We start from the raw sequence: 14,388 nt of genomic DNA on the forward strand, positions 1-14,388 counted from the left end.
TTCATGCGGGGTGGCGGAAGAGAGTGGGAGTCGAACCCACCAGAGACCGTCTCGCGGCCCCTCCCGGGTTTGAAGCCCGGACATCACACCAGTGATGTTTCCCTTCCAGAACTAGAGCACCTGTCGCGACGCGCCCTCATCCGGCGAACCGGTTTCCGCCTGGCTCGAACGCGCGCCAGAATTGACTTCATCTTCTCCGATCGCGCCGAACAGGTCCAGCCGATGCGGGTTGATGCGCCGGAGATCTCCACGGCGCAGTGTCACGCCGTGGCGGTCGAAGAATTCGAGGATCTGGATCGCCACCTTGCGGCCGACCGCGTGGTCGTCCTGCTCGATGCGGTCGCGGAAGCGGGCGGCGGCGAATTGCCGGTCCGGCGCGGCCTGAGCCAGTTGCCGCACCATGGCGACCATCTGCGCCACCGTGGCGCGCAGGAAGAAATGATCCTGCGCCACCTCGTCGACCCGCCCCATGCGGCCGAGCAGCTTCATCAGCCGGCGGATTTCCGGCTCGGCCACGCCGGTGAGGCCCGCGAGGTCGCGCACGCGCGGTGGACGGAAGCGCTCCACGGCGGCAAGCCGCGGCTCGAACATCTCCCACAACAGCTCGTCCTGCCGCGTCAGCCGCACTTCGTGCCCGGCCAGCCGCACCCAGGCGCCTTCCAGCGCCAGCCGGCCCTCGCCCGCCAGCCGCTTCACCGCCTCCGTGAAGACCGGCCGGGCGAGACGCGGCGCGAGCGCGAGGCGCAGCCGCTCCGCGCCCATGCCGGGCAGGTCGGGATTGGCATCGTGAAAGCGCGTCAGCTCGGCGAGGATCGCGGCGCGGATCATTTCCCAGCGCGCGGGCGACAGGCCGATCCGCGCGCCGGGGGTGGAAAAGGTGACGAGGCCGAGTTCCGCCGCCAGCCGCCCGGCCGCCCCCTCGCCCAGCGCATGGTCGCGCGCGAAGGCGGCGAGGTCGACATGCCAGGGATCGATGGCGAGCAGCCGCGCCAGCGACCTGGCCGGATCAGCGTCCATCAGCGCATCCAGCTGGGCGAGGCGCTCGGGCGTGCGGCGCTTGCGGGCCGGCGCGCGCAGGTCGAGAAACCGGCCGCCGCCCACCGTGCGCTGGGAAGACGTATCGCGGATCACATAGCGATCGCCGCTCGCGGCCGCGATCGGGCGCTCCAGCACCAGTTGCACCGGCCCCTCGCTGCCGGGCGCCACGCCATCCCCCGCGAGCGGCACGAGTCGGGCGCCCACCTCGACCGAGGCGTGGTGCAGCCGCACCGGAAACCAGGCACCGAGCGGCTTCGGCTCGCCCGGCAGCACGCGCAGGCTGGCATCGATGCGCTCGCTCGGCGCGTGGAGGGCGGGATCGAGCACCATGTCGCCGCGCGTGATCGCGTCATGCGTCACGCCCTCGCCGGCGAGGTTCAGGGCGCAGCGGTCGCCTGCCCGGGCCTCCTCCGCCTTGCGGTTCTGCGCATGGATGGAGCGCACGCGCGCCGACAGGCCGGAGGGGCTGACCTTGAGCGTGTCGCCCACCCGCACCCGCCCGGAGAGCACGGTTCCCGTCACCACCGTGCCGGCGCCGGACAGGGTGAAGCTGCGATCGACGGCGAGACGAAAGCCACCCTCGCTCGCCCGGACCGAGAAGCCCTGCGCGGCCGTAACGAGCCGGCTCCGCAGATCCTCGATTCCCTCCCCGCTCACCACCGAGACGGGAACAACCGCCGCCCCCTGCAGCGCGGTGCCGGCCAGCAGCGCCTCGATCTGCCCCTCCACCTCGGCGCGCCGGCCTTCATCGGCAAGGTCCGCCTTGGTCAGCGCGACGAGGCCGTGCCGGATACCCAGCAGATCCAGCAGCGCGAGATGCTCACGGGTCTGCGGCATCACCCCGTCATCCGCGGCGACAACCAGCAGCGCCAAATCGATGCCGCTGGCTCCCGCCAGCATGGTGTGAACGAGGCGCTCGTGCCCCGGCACGTCGATGAAGCCGAGCGTGCCGGCCGGCGTGGGCAGATAGGCGAAGCCGAGGTCGATGGTGATGCCGCGCGCCTTCTCCTCCTTCAGCCGGTCGGTATCGACACCGGTAAGCGCGCCGACCAGCGCGGTCTTGCCGTGGTCGATATGACCCGCCGTGCCAATGATCATGCCGGCAGGACCAGCTGCGACAGGCTGTCGAGGAAGCCGGCCTCATCCTCCAGGCAGCGCAGGTCGAGCAGCAGCGCGCCCTCCGTGATGCGGCCGATCACCGGCACCGGAATGTCGCGCAGCGACGCCGCCAGCGCGTTCAGGAGGCCGCCGGAGGCCGCCCCGGCCGGGCGAATGGCCAGGCCGGCGCTGGGCAGCGTTTCCAGCGGCAGCGCGCCGGAGCCGATCTGGCTGGCGCACAGGGCGACGTCCACGGTGAAATCCTCGCCCAGAATCTCGGCCACCGGGCCCGCCAGTTCCGCGGCGCGCGATGCGATCGCCTCCCGCCCACGGGCCAGCAGCCGCAACGTCGGCAGCCGCGCGGCCAGCCGTTCCGGGTCGCGATAAAGCCTGAGCGTCGCCTCCAGCGCGGCGAGGCGCACCTTGTCGACGCGGAGCGCCCGCTTCATCGGGTTGCGGTTGATCGCCTCGATGAGGTCGGCGCGACCGACGATGAAGCCGGTCTGCGGCCCGCCCAAGAGCTTGTCGCCGGAGAAGGTGACAATGTCCGCCCCCTCCGCCACCGCCTCGCGCACGGTCGGCTCATGCGCCAGGCCGAGGCGGGCGAGGTCGTAGAGCGTGCCCGAGCCGAGATCGTTGACCAGCGGCACGCCGCGCGCATGGGCAATCTCGGCAAGCTCGGCCGCCCGTACCTCGCGGGTAAAGCCCTCGATCCGATAGTTCGACGTGTGCACCTTGAGCACCAGCCCGGTCGCCTCGGTGAGCGCGCCGGCATAATCCTTCGGATGGGTGCGGTTGGTGGTGCCCACCTCGACGAGCCGCGCCCCCGCCCGCGCCATGATGTCCGGCATGCGGAAGGCGCCGCCGATCTCGATCAGTTCGCCGCGCGAGACGACGGCCTCCCGTCCAGCCCCCAGCGTGTTGAGCACCAGCAGCACGGCGGCGGCGTTGTTGTTGACGACGGTGGCGTCCTGCGCACCGGTGAGGTCGATCAGCAATTCGCGCACATGGTCGTCGCGCTCGCCGCGCCGGCCGGTCGCGAGGTCGTATTCCAGCGCCACGGCCGAGCGCATCGCCGCGACCGCCGCCTCCACCGCCTCTTCCGCCAGCAGGGCGCGACCCAGATTGGTGTGCAGCACCGTGCCGGTGAGGTTGAAGACCGGGCGCAGGCTGGCGCGCGCGCCATGCTCCAGCGCGTCGGCCGCCGCCAGCGCCACATGGTCGGGGGTCGGCAGGCTGGCGAGATGGCCGGCGAGCACGCAGGCGCGCACCTCGTCCAGCGCGACGCGGATGGCGAGCGTCGCCGGCAGCCGGCCGAACCGGTCCACCGCAAGCTGCCCGCCCGGCGTCCGCAGCACCAGATCGACCGAGGGCAGGTCGCGCAGCGAGGGCCGCAGCTCGGGCGCGATCGGCTCGAAGGCCGGCGCTTCCGGCGCCAGCCTTTCCGGCAGGGCGATATCGGAGGGGGGAGTATCAGCGTCCATCGCCGTGCCGCCTCAATAGCCCAGCAGGAAGGCGTTGAATGCCGCGCGGCGGTAAGGCCCCTCGCGCATCATCAGATCGAGGCCGAGCGAGCCGATATCGTCCGCCATCGGCTCGATGGCGACGTCCTTGTTCTGGTACATCACCTTCACATAGGTGCGGCACTCGTCGCAGGTCTCGGCCTTGATGGTGCCGGGGCTGCCCTCGATCTCCTGATAGCCGATGCCCTTGGTGGAGCCGCAGGAACAGCAGCGGATGCGCACATAGTTCCACAGGGTGGAGCACAGCGAGCAGGCGCAGAAGCGATTGCCATGCGCGTTCGGCCATTCCACGATCAGCGAGGCGACCGGCGGGCCGCCACAGGCGGGACAGACGCCATCGCCCACCGGCACCAGTTTTTTCGCATCGAGGCCGGCGGCGAGGCGGGCGAAATGCACCTGCAGCGCGCTCGCGACATAGACATGCTCGGCCAGTGTCTCGACCGGCAGGTCGTGGGCGAGCACGTCGCGCACCATCTGGGCGCGTTCAGTGCCATCGGCGAGCCGCACCCGCGTCAGCGCCGCTTCCGCCTCCTGCGGCATGGCCAGCCGCGCGCTGGCGTCGAACAGCGCGTCGAGCGTCGCCTCCAGCGTGTCGTCCAGCTTGAGGCCGGCGCGATCGAGCGGGGGCATGCCGAAGCCGCTGGCGCGCTCGACCGCCTCGGCATCCGGCCCGGTGACCGGCGGCAGTGCCGGCACGATAGCCGCCTGCGCGTCGACCAGCCCGGCGACGAAGGAGAGATAGGCCGCCATCGGGCTCACCGCCGCATAGGCGCGCAGCCGCGCCGCACGGGCGGCGAACAGCGTGGCGGGGTCGGGCAGAACCGCGAAGGGCGGGGTCGAGAGATTGCCGATCACGGTGGGATCGGGCTGCAGATTGGCGGACATGTTCCCTCACGAACCGCACGGGCCACGTGGATACGCACGGACAAGACGCGCAAACGGTGGACACGCACTTACCTGCGCATTCCCGACAATGGCCGCACGCCACCCGGGAACGCCTGATATGGGACGGCCCGCCGATCCTGCGACGGGCCGTTTGTTCACATCATCCCGAGCCGCGCGATGGGGCGCCCGGGATATGACGCGGGACCGGCCTATTCGGCCGGCGCACGCGGCTTGCGGCTCACCAGCTCGCGCAGCCACTTGCGGTGGTGGCGCCACGCCCAGCCGCCGGTCACCTCGCCCCGGGTCATCGCACCCATCGTGCCCTTGACCCAGATCGCCGCATAGACGTGGACGATCCAGACACAGATGATCACGACCGCCGCCATCGCGTGCACGAGGATGGCGACGCGCTTCTGCGGGATGGTGGTGAGATCATAGAAATACTGGTCCCACATCACGATGCCGGAGACGATCAGCACGATGATCAGCGCCGACATCGCCCAGAACACGCCCTTCTGGCCGGCATTGTACTTGCCGACCTCCGGCATCTTCTCCTCGCGCCCGGCCAGCAGGTCATTGGCATGGGCCAGCCAGGTCACATCCACCCGCGCCGGCAGATTGGCCCGCCAGAACCGCACGAACAGAATGGCGAAGGAACAGAACAGCACCACGCCGATCCACGGATGCAGCGTGCGCGTCCATTGCCCTCCGCCGAACAGGCCGGTGAGGAAGAACAGACGCGGGGTGAACAGTGCCATGCCGGACAGCGCCAGCGCCACGAGGCTGATGGCGGTGATCCAGTGATTGATGCGCGCGGCCAGCGTGTAGCGCGACACATGCACCGGACGGCCCGGCCGGACGGCGTCGCCCGGCTGGATGTCGGCGGGCACCTCGGGCGGCAGGTTCACGGCGGTCATGTCGCCCTCCCCTCATGGCCGGCCGGACCCGATGGCGGCGCCGGCGGGGGCGCGGATGGCGGCCCCTTCGCGGGTCCCTTGCCCTCGGTGAGCTTCTCGGCGTTTTCCTCGTCTTCCGCCGTTACCCGGTTGGGACCGGCCACCACATAGTGGAGGAAACCCGCGGCGGCGGCGAAGCCCATGGCGGCGAGACCGACATATTTGGTCACGCCCTTCCACGCATCGACGATCGGCGAGATGCGCGGATTATCCGGCAGGTTGGCGTAGATGGACGGCTGGTCGGCATGGTGCAGCACATACATCACATGCGTGCCGCCGACGCCCTGCGGATCATAGAGCCCCGCATTCTCGAAGCCACGCGACTTCAGGTCCTTGATGCGGAAATCCGCCCAGTCCTTCATCTCCTGCTTGGTGCCGAAGACGATGGCCTGGGTCGGGCAGGCCTTCTGGCAGGCCGGGCCCTGGCCCACCGCCACGCGGTCCGAGCACAGCGTGCATTTATAGGCAGTGTGATCGACCTTGGAGATGCGCGGAATGTTGAACGGGCAGCCCTTGATGCAATAGCCGCAGCCGATGCAGTTCTCGTGCTGGAAATCGACGATGCCGTTCGAGTACTGCACGATCGCGCCCGGCGCGGGGCAGGCCTTGAGGCAGCCCGGATCCTCGCAATGCATGCAGCCATCCTTGCGGATGAGCCATTCGAGATTCTCGGTCTCGGGGTTCTCCCATTCGGTGAAGCGCATCAGCGTGAAGGTGTTCGGCGTCAGGTCCATCGGGTTCTCATAGACCCCGTGGTTGAAGCCGATCTCCTCGGTGAGGTTGTTCCACTCAAGGCAGGCCGCCTGGCAGGCCTTGCAGCCGATGCATTTCGACACGTCGATGAGCTTGGCCACCTCGGTGAGCCGCTGCGCGGGCGGCGTCACCTCGGAGGCGGAGCGGCGCATGATGTCCTTCTCACCGAAGCGCGGCTTGGCGGCGTCGGGGGAGACGGACGGGTTGGGGATGGGTGGGAACATGTTGCCGCCTCCCTATGCCACCACCGGCCCGGTCGAGGGCTCGATGTTGACCATGAACGCCTTGAACTCCGGCGTCTCGATGTTCGCGTCGCCGACGAACGGGGTGAGCGTGTTGGCCGGGAAGCCCTTGCGGGCGGCACCGACGAAGCCCCAGTGGATCGGCACGCCGACGATGTGCACGACCTTGCCGTCGATGGTCATCGGCTTGATGCGCTTGGTGACCACCGCCTTGGCGTAGAGTTCGCCGCGCTTCGACCACACCCGCACCCAGCCGCCGAGCGCGATGCCCTTCTCCTTCGCCAGTTCCTCGGAAATCTCCACGAACTGTTCCGGCTGCAGGACCGAGTTCACATGGTTGTTCTTGGTCCAGTAGTGGAAATGCTCGGTGAGCCGGTAGGAGGTGCCGGCATAGGGGAAGGCGGGATCGCCGATGTCGGCGAACTGCTTCCAGTCGTCGGCGAAGACGCGCGCCGCCGGATTGCCCCGCACCTTCGGCGCGATGACATTGGCGACCGGGCTCTCGAACGGCTCGTAATGCACCGGGAACGGCCCGTCCCGCATCATCTTGCGCACCCACAGGCGCGAAGTGCCTTCGGGGTTCATGATGAAGGGACCGACATCCCCCGGCTTGGCGGTGGGCGCGATGTCCGGCACGTCGTAGCCGGCCCACTTGGCGCCGTCCCACTCGATCAGCTTGCGTGAGGGATCCCACGGCTTGCCCTCGAGGTCGCAGGAGGCGCGGTTATAGAGGATGCGCCGGTTCGCCGGCCAGGCGAACGACCATTTGAGGAACATGCCGGCGTCGCCGGGATCGGAATTGTCCCGCCGCGCCATCATGTTGCCGGCCTCGGTCCAGCAGCCGGAGAAAATCCAGCAGCCGCCCGCCGTGGTGCCGTCGTCGCGCAACTGGCCGAAGCCGGAAAGCTGCTTGCCGGCCTCCAGTATCTTCTTGGTCGGATCGGCCGGATCATAGACGTCGGCCAGCACCGAGCCGTTCATCTCGCGGGCGAGTTCCTCTGCCGTCGGATCCCCGGGGTCCTTGTAGGACCAGTTCAGGTTGACGATCGGATCGGGGAAAGCGCCGCCTTCCTTCTTGTAGAGCTCCTTCAGGCGTAGATGGATCTGCGCCATGATCCAGGTGTCGGTCTTGGCCTCGCCGGGAGGCGAGCCGCCCGGCCAGTGCCATTGCAGCCAGCGGCCGGAATTGACCAGCGAGCCCTCGTCCTCGGCGAAGCAGGTGGTGGGGAGCTGGATCACCTCGGTCTGGATCTTTGCCGGGTCCGCCTTGTTGAAGGTGCCGTGATCCTCCCAGAACCGCGCCGTCTCGGTCTGCAGCGGGTCCATGATCACCAGCAGCTTCAGCTTGGCGAGGGCCTCGGCCAGCTTGGCCTTGTTGGGGAAGGCCTGCAGCGGGTTGAACCCCTGGCAGAAATAGAGGTTCACCTTGCCCTGCTTCATCATCTCGAAGATGCGCAGGACGTCGTAGCCCGGCACGTCGAGCTTTGGCAGGTACTGGTAGCCCCAGTCGTTCTCCGCTGTCGCGGCCGGGCCGAACATCGACTTCATGAAACTGACGAAGAACTTGCGATAGTTCTGCCAGTAGCTCATCTGGTTCGGCCGCAGCGGCTTGAAGCCGCGCGTCGACATGTAGGTGGCGAAGTCGGCTTCCTTCTCCGTGGGGATGTTGAGATAGCCGGGGATGAGGTTGCTCATCAGCCCCAGATCGGTCAGCCCCTGGATGTTGGAATGGCCGCGCAGGGCGTTCATCCCGCCGCCGCGCACGCCGATATTGCCGAGGATGAGCTGGAGCATCGCCATGCCGCGAATGTTCTGCGAGCCCTTGGAATGCTGGGTCCAGCCGAGCGCATACATCGACGTCATGGTCTTGGTCGGCGTGGAGCACTCGCCGATCATCTCGGCCACCTTCAGGAACTTGTCCTTCGGCGTGCCGCAGATGCGCTCCACCATCTCGGGCGTGTAGATGGCGACGTGCTGCTTCAGCAGGTTCCAGACGCAGCGCGGGTTCTGCAGCGTCTCGTCGACCACGGCATAGCCGTCCGCGCCGATCTCGTAGTCCCAGGTATCCTTGTTGTAGTCGCGCTTTTCCTCGTCATAGCCGGTGAACAGCCCGTCCTGGTAGCCATAGCCCTCCTTCACCACGAAGGTGGCGTTGGTGAAGGCCTTCACATACTCCCACTGCACCTTGTCATTGCTGATGCAGTGATTGATGAGGCCCATCAGGAAGGCGATGTCCGAGCCCTGGCGGATCGGCGCGTAATAGTCCGCCACCGACGCCGAGCGGTTGAAGCGCGGGTCGACGACGATGAGCTTGGCGCCACGGTTGGCTTTCGCCTCGGTGACCCATTTGAATCCGCACGGATGCGCTTCGGCGGCATTGCCGCCCATGATGACGACGAGGTCGGTGTTCTTGATGTCCGTCCAGGCGTTGGTCATTGCTCCACGGCCAAATGTTGGGGCGAGACTCGCCACCGTCGGGCCGTGTCAGACACGCGCTTGGTTATCGAACGCCAATATGCCGGTCGAGCGCACGACCTTGTAGGTCGCGAACGCCGTCTCGTTGGTGGTCGCGGAAGCCGCGAGGAAGCCGGTGGTGAGCCAGCGGTTGACCGTCACGCCGTCCTTGTTGGTGGCGACGAAGTTGGCGTCGCGATCGTCCTTCATCATCCGGGCGATCTTGTCGAGCGCGGCATCCCAGGAGACGGGCTCGAACGTGTCGGAGCCGGCCTTGCGGAGCATCGGCTGGGTGAGGCGCGTCTCCGACTTCACGATGTCGCGCAGCGCCGCGCCCTTGGGGCAGAGCGTGCCGCGATTGGTGGGGTGGTCGGCATCGCCCTCGATATGGACGATATCGGCCTTCTCACCCTTCCGCAGGTCGCCCTTGGAATAGATGATGATGCCGCAGGCGACCGAGCAATAGGTGCAGGTGTTGCGCGCTTCCGTCGTGTTGGCCAGATGGAACGGCTTGATGAAGGAGGCCACCGCCGCCTCCGCCTCGCCGAACCCGAAGGCTCCCAGCGACGTGCCCGCGATCCCCGCACCCGACGTTTTCAGAAACGACCGGCGCGAGAGTTCCATGTTCATCGAGGACCTCCCGAAACTCTCATTGCAAAGCCCATCGCACGATAGGCGGATCCAATCGAAAGCCTATTTTTTAGCTGCTCCAATGTCAAACAGACGAAGGGTGAAGGACCTACAAAAACCCGTGTAATTCCAACCCACTCGCTCCAGTGACGGGCGTTTTGGAAATGCTGCGCCGCACGCTCGGGCAGGCGAGGCCGGCGGTGGATTGACGCTGCCGCCCACTGGGGGCATGGTCGCGCCCGATGTTTCTGCATCAGGCTCCCGCGTGCCGGGGCACCATCGGATCTCTCCTCGTCGCCGCTTTTCTTGCCCTTGCGTCAATAACGCTTGGGCCACCGCGGGCGATTGCCCTGGAGCCGCCCCTGCCTGTGGGGAGCGATGCGCCGGCGCTCGCCCTGCCGACGCTGGCAAACGGGCTCCAGCGGCTGGATGCGCTGCGGGACAAAATTATTCTCGTTCACTTTTTCGCGACCTGGTGCGAGCCGTGCCGGGAAGAGATGGCCGGTCTGGCCCGGCTGGCGGCGCGGATGCGGGATCGCCCCTTCGCCGTGCTGGCGATCGACATCGGCGAGCCGGAACTGCGAGTGCGGCGTTTCTTCGAGACGGCGCCCGTCCCCTTCCCGATCCTCCTCGACGAGGACCGCGCGACCATGAAGGCGTGGCAGGTCGCCGTGCTGCCGACCAGCTTCGTTCTCGACCCCTCGCACCGGGTGCGGCTCTACGCCGGCGGCCCGGTCGACTGGGACCATCCGGTCGCCGCACGTCTGCTCGAAAGCCTCGAACTCGAAAGCCAGAATCCGGCGAGCGCGCGCCTCGACGGCACGCTGCCACCCCTCAACGACTAAGCGGGAAAAACCACATGACCAGTCGCCGAGAACTCCTCAAGGCCGGCGCGGCCCTCGCCGCTGCCACCCTGGCCCCGTCCCAGCTCTTCGCCCAGACGGCCGCCACGGCCGCCGGCGCGACATTCGCGCCGCAGCCCGGCAAATGGCGCAGCTTCGACGTGGTGACCACACTGGAGGTCGCCCCGATCGCGGGCAAGCCCGGTCCCGCCCAGGCGTGGGTGCCGCTGCCCTCCTACACCGCCGCCGACTGGTTCAAGCCCGGCACGAGCACCTGGAAAACCAATGCCGCCAGCGCGACGGTGGTGAAGGATCCCCATTACGGCACCGAGCTGCTGCACCTCACCTGGGCGGAGGGCGAGAGCGCACCGCGCGTGGAGATCACCTCCTCCTTCGCCACCCGCGACCGTGCCACCGACTTCGCCAAACCCGGCAGCGTCGCGCCGCTCTCAAGCGCCGATCGCGCGCTGTTCACCGCGCCGACCGAACTGATCCCGCTCGACGGCATCGTGAAGCAGACCTCCGACACGATCACCGCCGGCAAGGCGAGCGACCTGGAGAAGGCGCGCGCGATTTACGAGTGGGTGGTCGAGAACACCTATCGCAACGCCGCCACCCGCGGCTGCGGCACCGGCGATGTCGCCTCGCTGCTCAAGAGCGGCAATCTCGGCGGCAAGTGCGCCGACCTCAACGCGCTCTATGTCGGGCTGGTGCGCGCCGCCGGCATTCCCGCCCGCGACATTTACGGCATCCGCGTCGCCCCCTCCGCTTTCGGCTACAAGAGCCTGGGCGCCAATTCGCCGACCATTTCCAAGGCCCAGCACTGCCGCGCCGAGGTGTGGCTGGACGGCTTCGGCTGGGTGGCGACGGACCCGGCGGACGTGCGCAAGGTCGTGCTGGAGGAACCGCCGGGCAAGAACGCGATGGACGACGCCAAGGTGCTCGCCGCCCGCAAGGCGCTGTTCGGCGCGTGGGAGGGCAACTGGCTCGCCTATAATGACGGCCATGACATCGCCCTGCCCGGCTCGAACGGCCCCCGGCTCGGCTTCCTGATGTACCCGCAGGCGGAAATGGCGTCGCTGCGCCACGATTGCCTGGATCCCGACACCTTCAAATATTCGATCACCGCCAGCGAACTCGCCACCTGAGCGACACGGAAAGCTCCCTCTCCCCCGCGGGGAGAGGGTTGGGGTGAGGGGGAAGACCGACCAGCCGCCGAAAGCCCCTCACCCACCGCTACGCGGCGACCTTTCCCCGTCGGGGAAAGATTAGGGAACACCAGGAGTGAGCCATGCTCGACAAGCCCGCCGACACCACCCCGTTCCGCCTCACCAGCCTCGCCCATGGCGGGGGCTGCGGCTGCAAGCTCGCGCCGTCGGTGCTGCGCGAATTGCTGTCGGAACAGCCGGCCGCGGGCCCGTTCGAGCGGCTGCTGGTCGGCACCGAGACGGGAGACGACGCGGCGGTGTGGCAGCTCGACGACGATACCTGCCTGATCGCCACCACCGACTTCTTCATGCCGATGGTGGACGATCCCTATGAGTTCGGCCGCATCGCCGCCACCAACGCGATTTCCGATGTCTACGCGATGGGCGGCAAGCCGCTGCTGGCGCTCGCCATTCTCGGCATGCCGCTGGGCAGGCTGGAGCCGGCCATGGTGCGCGAGATCCTGAAGGGCGGCGCCTCCATCGCCGCCGAGGCCGGCATTCCGGTGGCGGGCGGCCATTCCATCGATTGCCCCGAGCCGATCTACGGGCTCGCGGTGATCGGCACCGCCAGCCCGTCGGCGATCCGCAAGAACAGCACGGCGCGAGCCGGCGACGTGCTCATTCTCACCAAGCCGCTCGGGGTGGGCATCTATTCCGCCGCCTTCAAGAAGGAAGCGCTCTCCGCCCCCGCCTATGCCGAGATGATCGCCTCGATGACGCGGCTCAACCGTATCGGCACGGAACTGGGCAAGGAGGCAGAGGTGCATGCGGTGACCGACGTCACCGGTTTCGGCATTCTCGGCCACGGGCTGGAGGTGGCGCGCGGCGCGGCGCTCGCGCTTGAAATAAGGGCCGCCGCGCTGCCGCTGCTCAGCGAGGCCGAGGAACTGGCGCGGCAGGGCTTTGTCACCGGCGCCTCGCATCGCAACTGGGCGAGCTATGGCGAAAGCGTGCGCCTTCCCGTGGGATTGCCCGACCACCAAAGGCATCTGTTGACCGACCCGCAGACCTCGGGCGGGCTGCTGGTCGCGGTCGCGCCGGACGCGGCCGAGCGGCTTCTGGGCACGATCCGGGCGGCAGGCTATGCGGATGCCGCCATTATCGGCCGGGCGGTGGAGGGCGAACCGTCCGTCACCGTGCTCGCATAGCGCTGGCGAGCGTCCCGCACCGCCTGGTGGTTGGTTTCCGCCCAGGCGACCAGCGCGCGCAGCGGCGCCATCAGCGAGCGACCGAGATCGGTGAGCGCGTAGTCCACGCGCGGCGGAATGGTGGGATAGACCGTGCGCGTCACCAGCCCGTCCGCCTCCAGATGGCGCAGGGTCTGGGCCAGCATGCGCTGGGAAATATCCGGGATCGCCCGTCTCAAGACGGTGAAGCGGCGCGACCCCTCTTCCAGTTCGCTCAGGATGAGAACGCTCCAGCGATCGCCGATGCGGTCCAGCACGTCGCGCGTCGGGCACAGCTGCTGAAGCGCTTCTTTATCAATTTTCACAAGCACTTATCCGCTCTCCCCCGCCCTGTTGCCGACCCGCCGGTTACTGCCCGCATACCTAGGCACTTTGAAAACCCTTCTTGTCGGCCCGCTTCCAACCTGCATGTTACTCTCATTTGGTAACCGAGGCGAGCCGCGGGGCCGCCCAACAGGAAGCACCCGACATGACCGTCATCACCGCCGCCAGCGGCAAGCTCGGCCAGACCCTTGCCAGCGCCTTCGCCGCCAAGGGTCTCACGGGCAGCGTCAAGCTCGCCGCCCGCTCGCCGGATAAGCTCGCCGCGCAGCAGGCGCAGGGCTTCACCGTCGTTGCCGCCGATTATGACGACCCGGCGAGCCTGCAGGCCGCCTTCGCCGGCGAGGACGTTGCCGTCATCATTTCCAGCATGGGGCCGAACGAGGTTCGCATCGCCCAGCATCACAACGCCATTCAAGCCGCCAAGGCCGCCGGCATCCAGCGCATCGTCTACACCAGCGCCACCAACCCGGCCGACGCCAGCCTGTTCGACTGGGCCAAGGCGCATGTGGCGACCGAAGCCGAGCTGAAGGCCTCGGGCATCGCCTACACGATCCTGCGCGACAATTCCTATTTCTCCAATAATGACCCGCTCTTCGCCAATGCCCGGGAAAGCGGCGTGCTGCCCTTTACCGGCATCGAGGCCAAGGTCGCTTATATCGCGCATGAGGACGTGGTCGACGCGATCATCTCCGCCGTCACCGGCACCGGCCATGCCAACAAGGTTTACGAGATCGCCGGCAGCGAGGCCTATTCGGCGGTGGAACTCGCCGCCATCCTGTCAGCCGTCACCGGCAGGGAAATCACGGCGCTCGACGTGCCGGTCTCGGCCTTCGAGGCGCAGTTCCGCGCCCACGGGCTGCCCGAATTCGTCGTCACCGGCGTCGGCAGCTTCTATGCCGCGCTGGGCGCGGGCGAATATGCGCAGACCTCGACGGATGTCGAGACGCTGACCGGACGGCCGTCCACCACCGCGCAAGCCTATCTCGCCCGCTTCGCCTGAGCGGCCTCGGCCCCCGGCGCGCGGGCCCGCCGGCCTGACGCCAGAACAGACAACCAGCCGGCGCAGCGGTGACGATGCGCCGGCTGTGCATTTTCGTGCGCGCCCGCTGGGGCCGGCGCGCAAGACGAGACGCGGCACGAGGCGCGGCACGAGACGCCACCCGCCCCATACCCGGCCAAGCGCCCCGCCACGCCCCCGGCCACGCGCGTGCGAATGGTCATTCGCGGTGCCGCGGCGTTTGCTTGTGA

11 protein-coding genes and 1 tRNA gene are annotated in these 14,388 nt (G+C 68.0%); 4 read left to right on the forward strand and 8 right to left on the reverse strand.

All coding sequences use genetic code 11. The features are described 5' to 3' along the window. Window positions 1-11: 11 nt before the first annotated feature. The 7 genes from QOZ99_RS20010 to fdnG form a co-directional block, all read right to left on the reverse strand. A tRNA-Sec gene (locus tag QOZ99_RS20010) sits at window positions 12-107 on the reverse strand. Window positions 108-111: 4 nt separating this feature from the next. Further along, window positions 112-2,136 (reverse strand): selenocysteine-specific translation elongation factor, encoded by a 2,025-nt coding sequence (selB, locus tag QOZ99_RS20015; protein WP_306891760.1) that lies wholly within the window; start codon window positions 2,134-2,136, stop codon window positions 112-114. Beyond that, window positions 2,133-3,620: an L-seryl-tRNA(Sec) selenium transferase gene (gene selA, locus QOZ99_RS20020; protein WP_306891761.1), complete on the reverse strand. Its 1,488-nt coding sequence runs from the start codon at window positions 3,618-3,620 to the stop codon at window positions 2,133-2,135. The genes selB and selA overlap by 4 nt, the downstream gene beginning before the upstream one ends. 12 nt (window positions 3,621-3,632) lie before the next feature. Next, the gene (gene fdhE / locus QOZ99_RS20025) at window positions 3,633-4,544 is read right to left on the reverse strand and encodes a formate dehydrogenase accessory protein FdhE (RefSeq protein WP_306891762.1); all 912 of its coding nucleotides are present in this window, start codon (window positions 4,542-4,544) and stop codon (window positions 3,633-3,635) included. Window positions 4,545-4,753: 209 nt separating this feature from the next. Next, window positions 4,754-5,461: a formate dehydrogenase subunit gamma gene (locus tag QOZ99_RS20030; protein WP_306891763.1), complete on the reverse strand. Its 708-nt coding sequence runs from the start codon at window positions 5,459-5,461 to the stop codon at window positions 4,754-4,756. Next, window positions 5,458-6,477, reverse strand: a complete 1,020-nt coding sequence (gene fdxH / locus QOZ99_RS20035; RefSeq protein WP_306891764.1) for a formate dehydrogenase subunit beta — start codon at window positions 6,475-6,477, stop codon at window positions 5,458-5,460. Before fdxH ends, QOZ99_RS20030 begins: the two co-directional genes overlap by 4 nt. Window positions 6,478-6,489: 12 nt before the next feature. Further along, entirely contained in the window at window positions 6,490-9,579 is a 3,090-nt protein-coding gene (gene fdnG, locus QOZ99_RS20040; protein ID WP_306891765.1) for a formate dehydrogenase-N subunit alpha, read from the reverse strand. Window positions 9,580-9,821: 242 nt separating this feature from the next. Between fdnG and QOZ99_RS20045 the strand changes: the two genes are divergently transcribed. The 3 genes from QOZ99_RS20045 (at window position 9,822) to selD (ending at window position 12,777) form a co-directional block, all read left to right on the forward strand. Then, the gene (locus tag QOZ99_RS20045; protein ID WP_306891766.1) at window positions 9,822-10,424 is read left to right on the forward strand and encodes a TlpA disulfide reductase family protein; all 603 of its coding nucleotides are present in this window, start codon (window positions 9,822-9,824) and stop codon (window positions 10,422-10,424) included. 14 nt (window positions 10,425-10,438) lie between these two features. Then, a complete protein-coding gene (locus QOZ99_RS20050) occupies window positions 10,439-11,569 on the forward strand; it encodes a transglutaminase-like domain-containing protein (protein ID WP_306891767.1) in 1,131 nt (376 codons plus the stop codon). A 143-nt stretch (window positions 11,570-11,712) separates the two neighbouring features. Beyond that, window positions 11,713-12,777 carry a selenide, water dikinase SelD gene (gene selD / locus QOZ99_RS20055; RefSeq protein WP_306891768.1) on the forward strand — a complete coding sequence of 355 codons (1,065 nt, stop codon included), beginning with the start codon at window positions 11,713-11,715 and terminating at the stop codon, window positions 12,775-12,777. Here selD and QOZ99_RS20060 read toward each other — a convergent pair. After that, window positions 12,711-13,121 (reverse strand): winged helix-turn-helix transcriptional regulator, encoded by a 411-nt coding sequence (locus QOZ99_RS20060; RefSeq protein ID WP_306891769.1) that lies wholly within the window; start codon window positions 13,119-13,121, stop codon window positions 12,711-12,713. The genes selD and QOZ99_RS20060 overlap by 67 nt on opposite strands. A 164-nt stretch (window positions 13,122-13,285) precedes the next feature. On the opposite strand from QOZ99_RS20060, the gene QOZ99_RS20065 reads away from it, so the two are divergent. After that, entirely contained in the window at window positions 13,286-14,140 is an 855-nt protein-coding gene (locus QOZ99_RS20065) for an SDR family oxidoreductase (protein WP_306891770.1), read from the forward strand. Window positions 14,141-14,388 lie beyond the last annotated feature (248 nt).

The sequence above is a fragment of the Ancylobacter amanitiformis genome, from assembly GCF_030814815.1.
Taxonomy (GTDB): domain Bacteria; phylum Pseudomonadota; class Alphaproteobacteria; order Rhizobiales; family Xanthobacteraceae; genus Ancylobacter; species Ancylobacter amanitiformis.

Bases quoted from the DNA above. Each gene is read 5' to 3' on its own strand.
- selD (WP_306891768.1), top strand. From the start codon at position 11,713: ATGCTCGACAAGCCCGCCGACACCACCCCGTTCCGCCTCACCAGCCTC.
- fdxH (WP_306891764.1), bottom strand. From the start codon at position 6,477: ATGTTCCCACCCATCCCCAACCCGTCCGTCTCCCCCGACGCCGCCAAG.
- selA (WP_306891761.1), bottom strand. From the start codon at position 3,620: ATGGACGCTGATACTCCCCCCTCCGATATCGCCCTGCCGGAAAGGCTG.
- QOZ99_RS20050 (WP_306891767.1), top strand. From the start codon at position 10,439: ATGACCAGTCGCCGAGAACTCCTCAAGGCCGGCGCGGCCCTCGCCGCT.
- fdhE (WP_306891762.1), bottom strand. From the start codon at position 4,544: ATGTCCGCCAATCTGCAGCCCGATCCCACCGTGATCGGCAATCTCTCG.
- QOZ99_RS20045 (WP_306891766.1), top strand. From the start codon at position 9,822: ATGTTTCTGCATCAGGCTCCCGCGTGCCGGGGCACCATCGGATCTCTC.
- QOZ99_RS20030 (WP_306891763.1), bottom strand. From the start codon at position 5,461: ATGACCGCCGTGAACCTGCCGCCCGAGGTGCCCGCCGACATCCAGCCG.
- QOZ99_RS20065 (WP_306891770.1), top strand. From the start codon at position 13,286: ATGACCGTCATCACCGCCGCCAGCGGCAAGCTCGGCCAGACCCTTGCC.
- selB (WP_306891760.1), bottom strand. From the start codon at position 2,136: ATGATCATTGGCACGGCGGGTCATATCGACCACGGCAAGACCGCGCTG.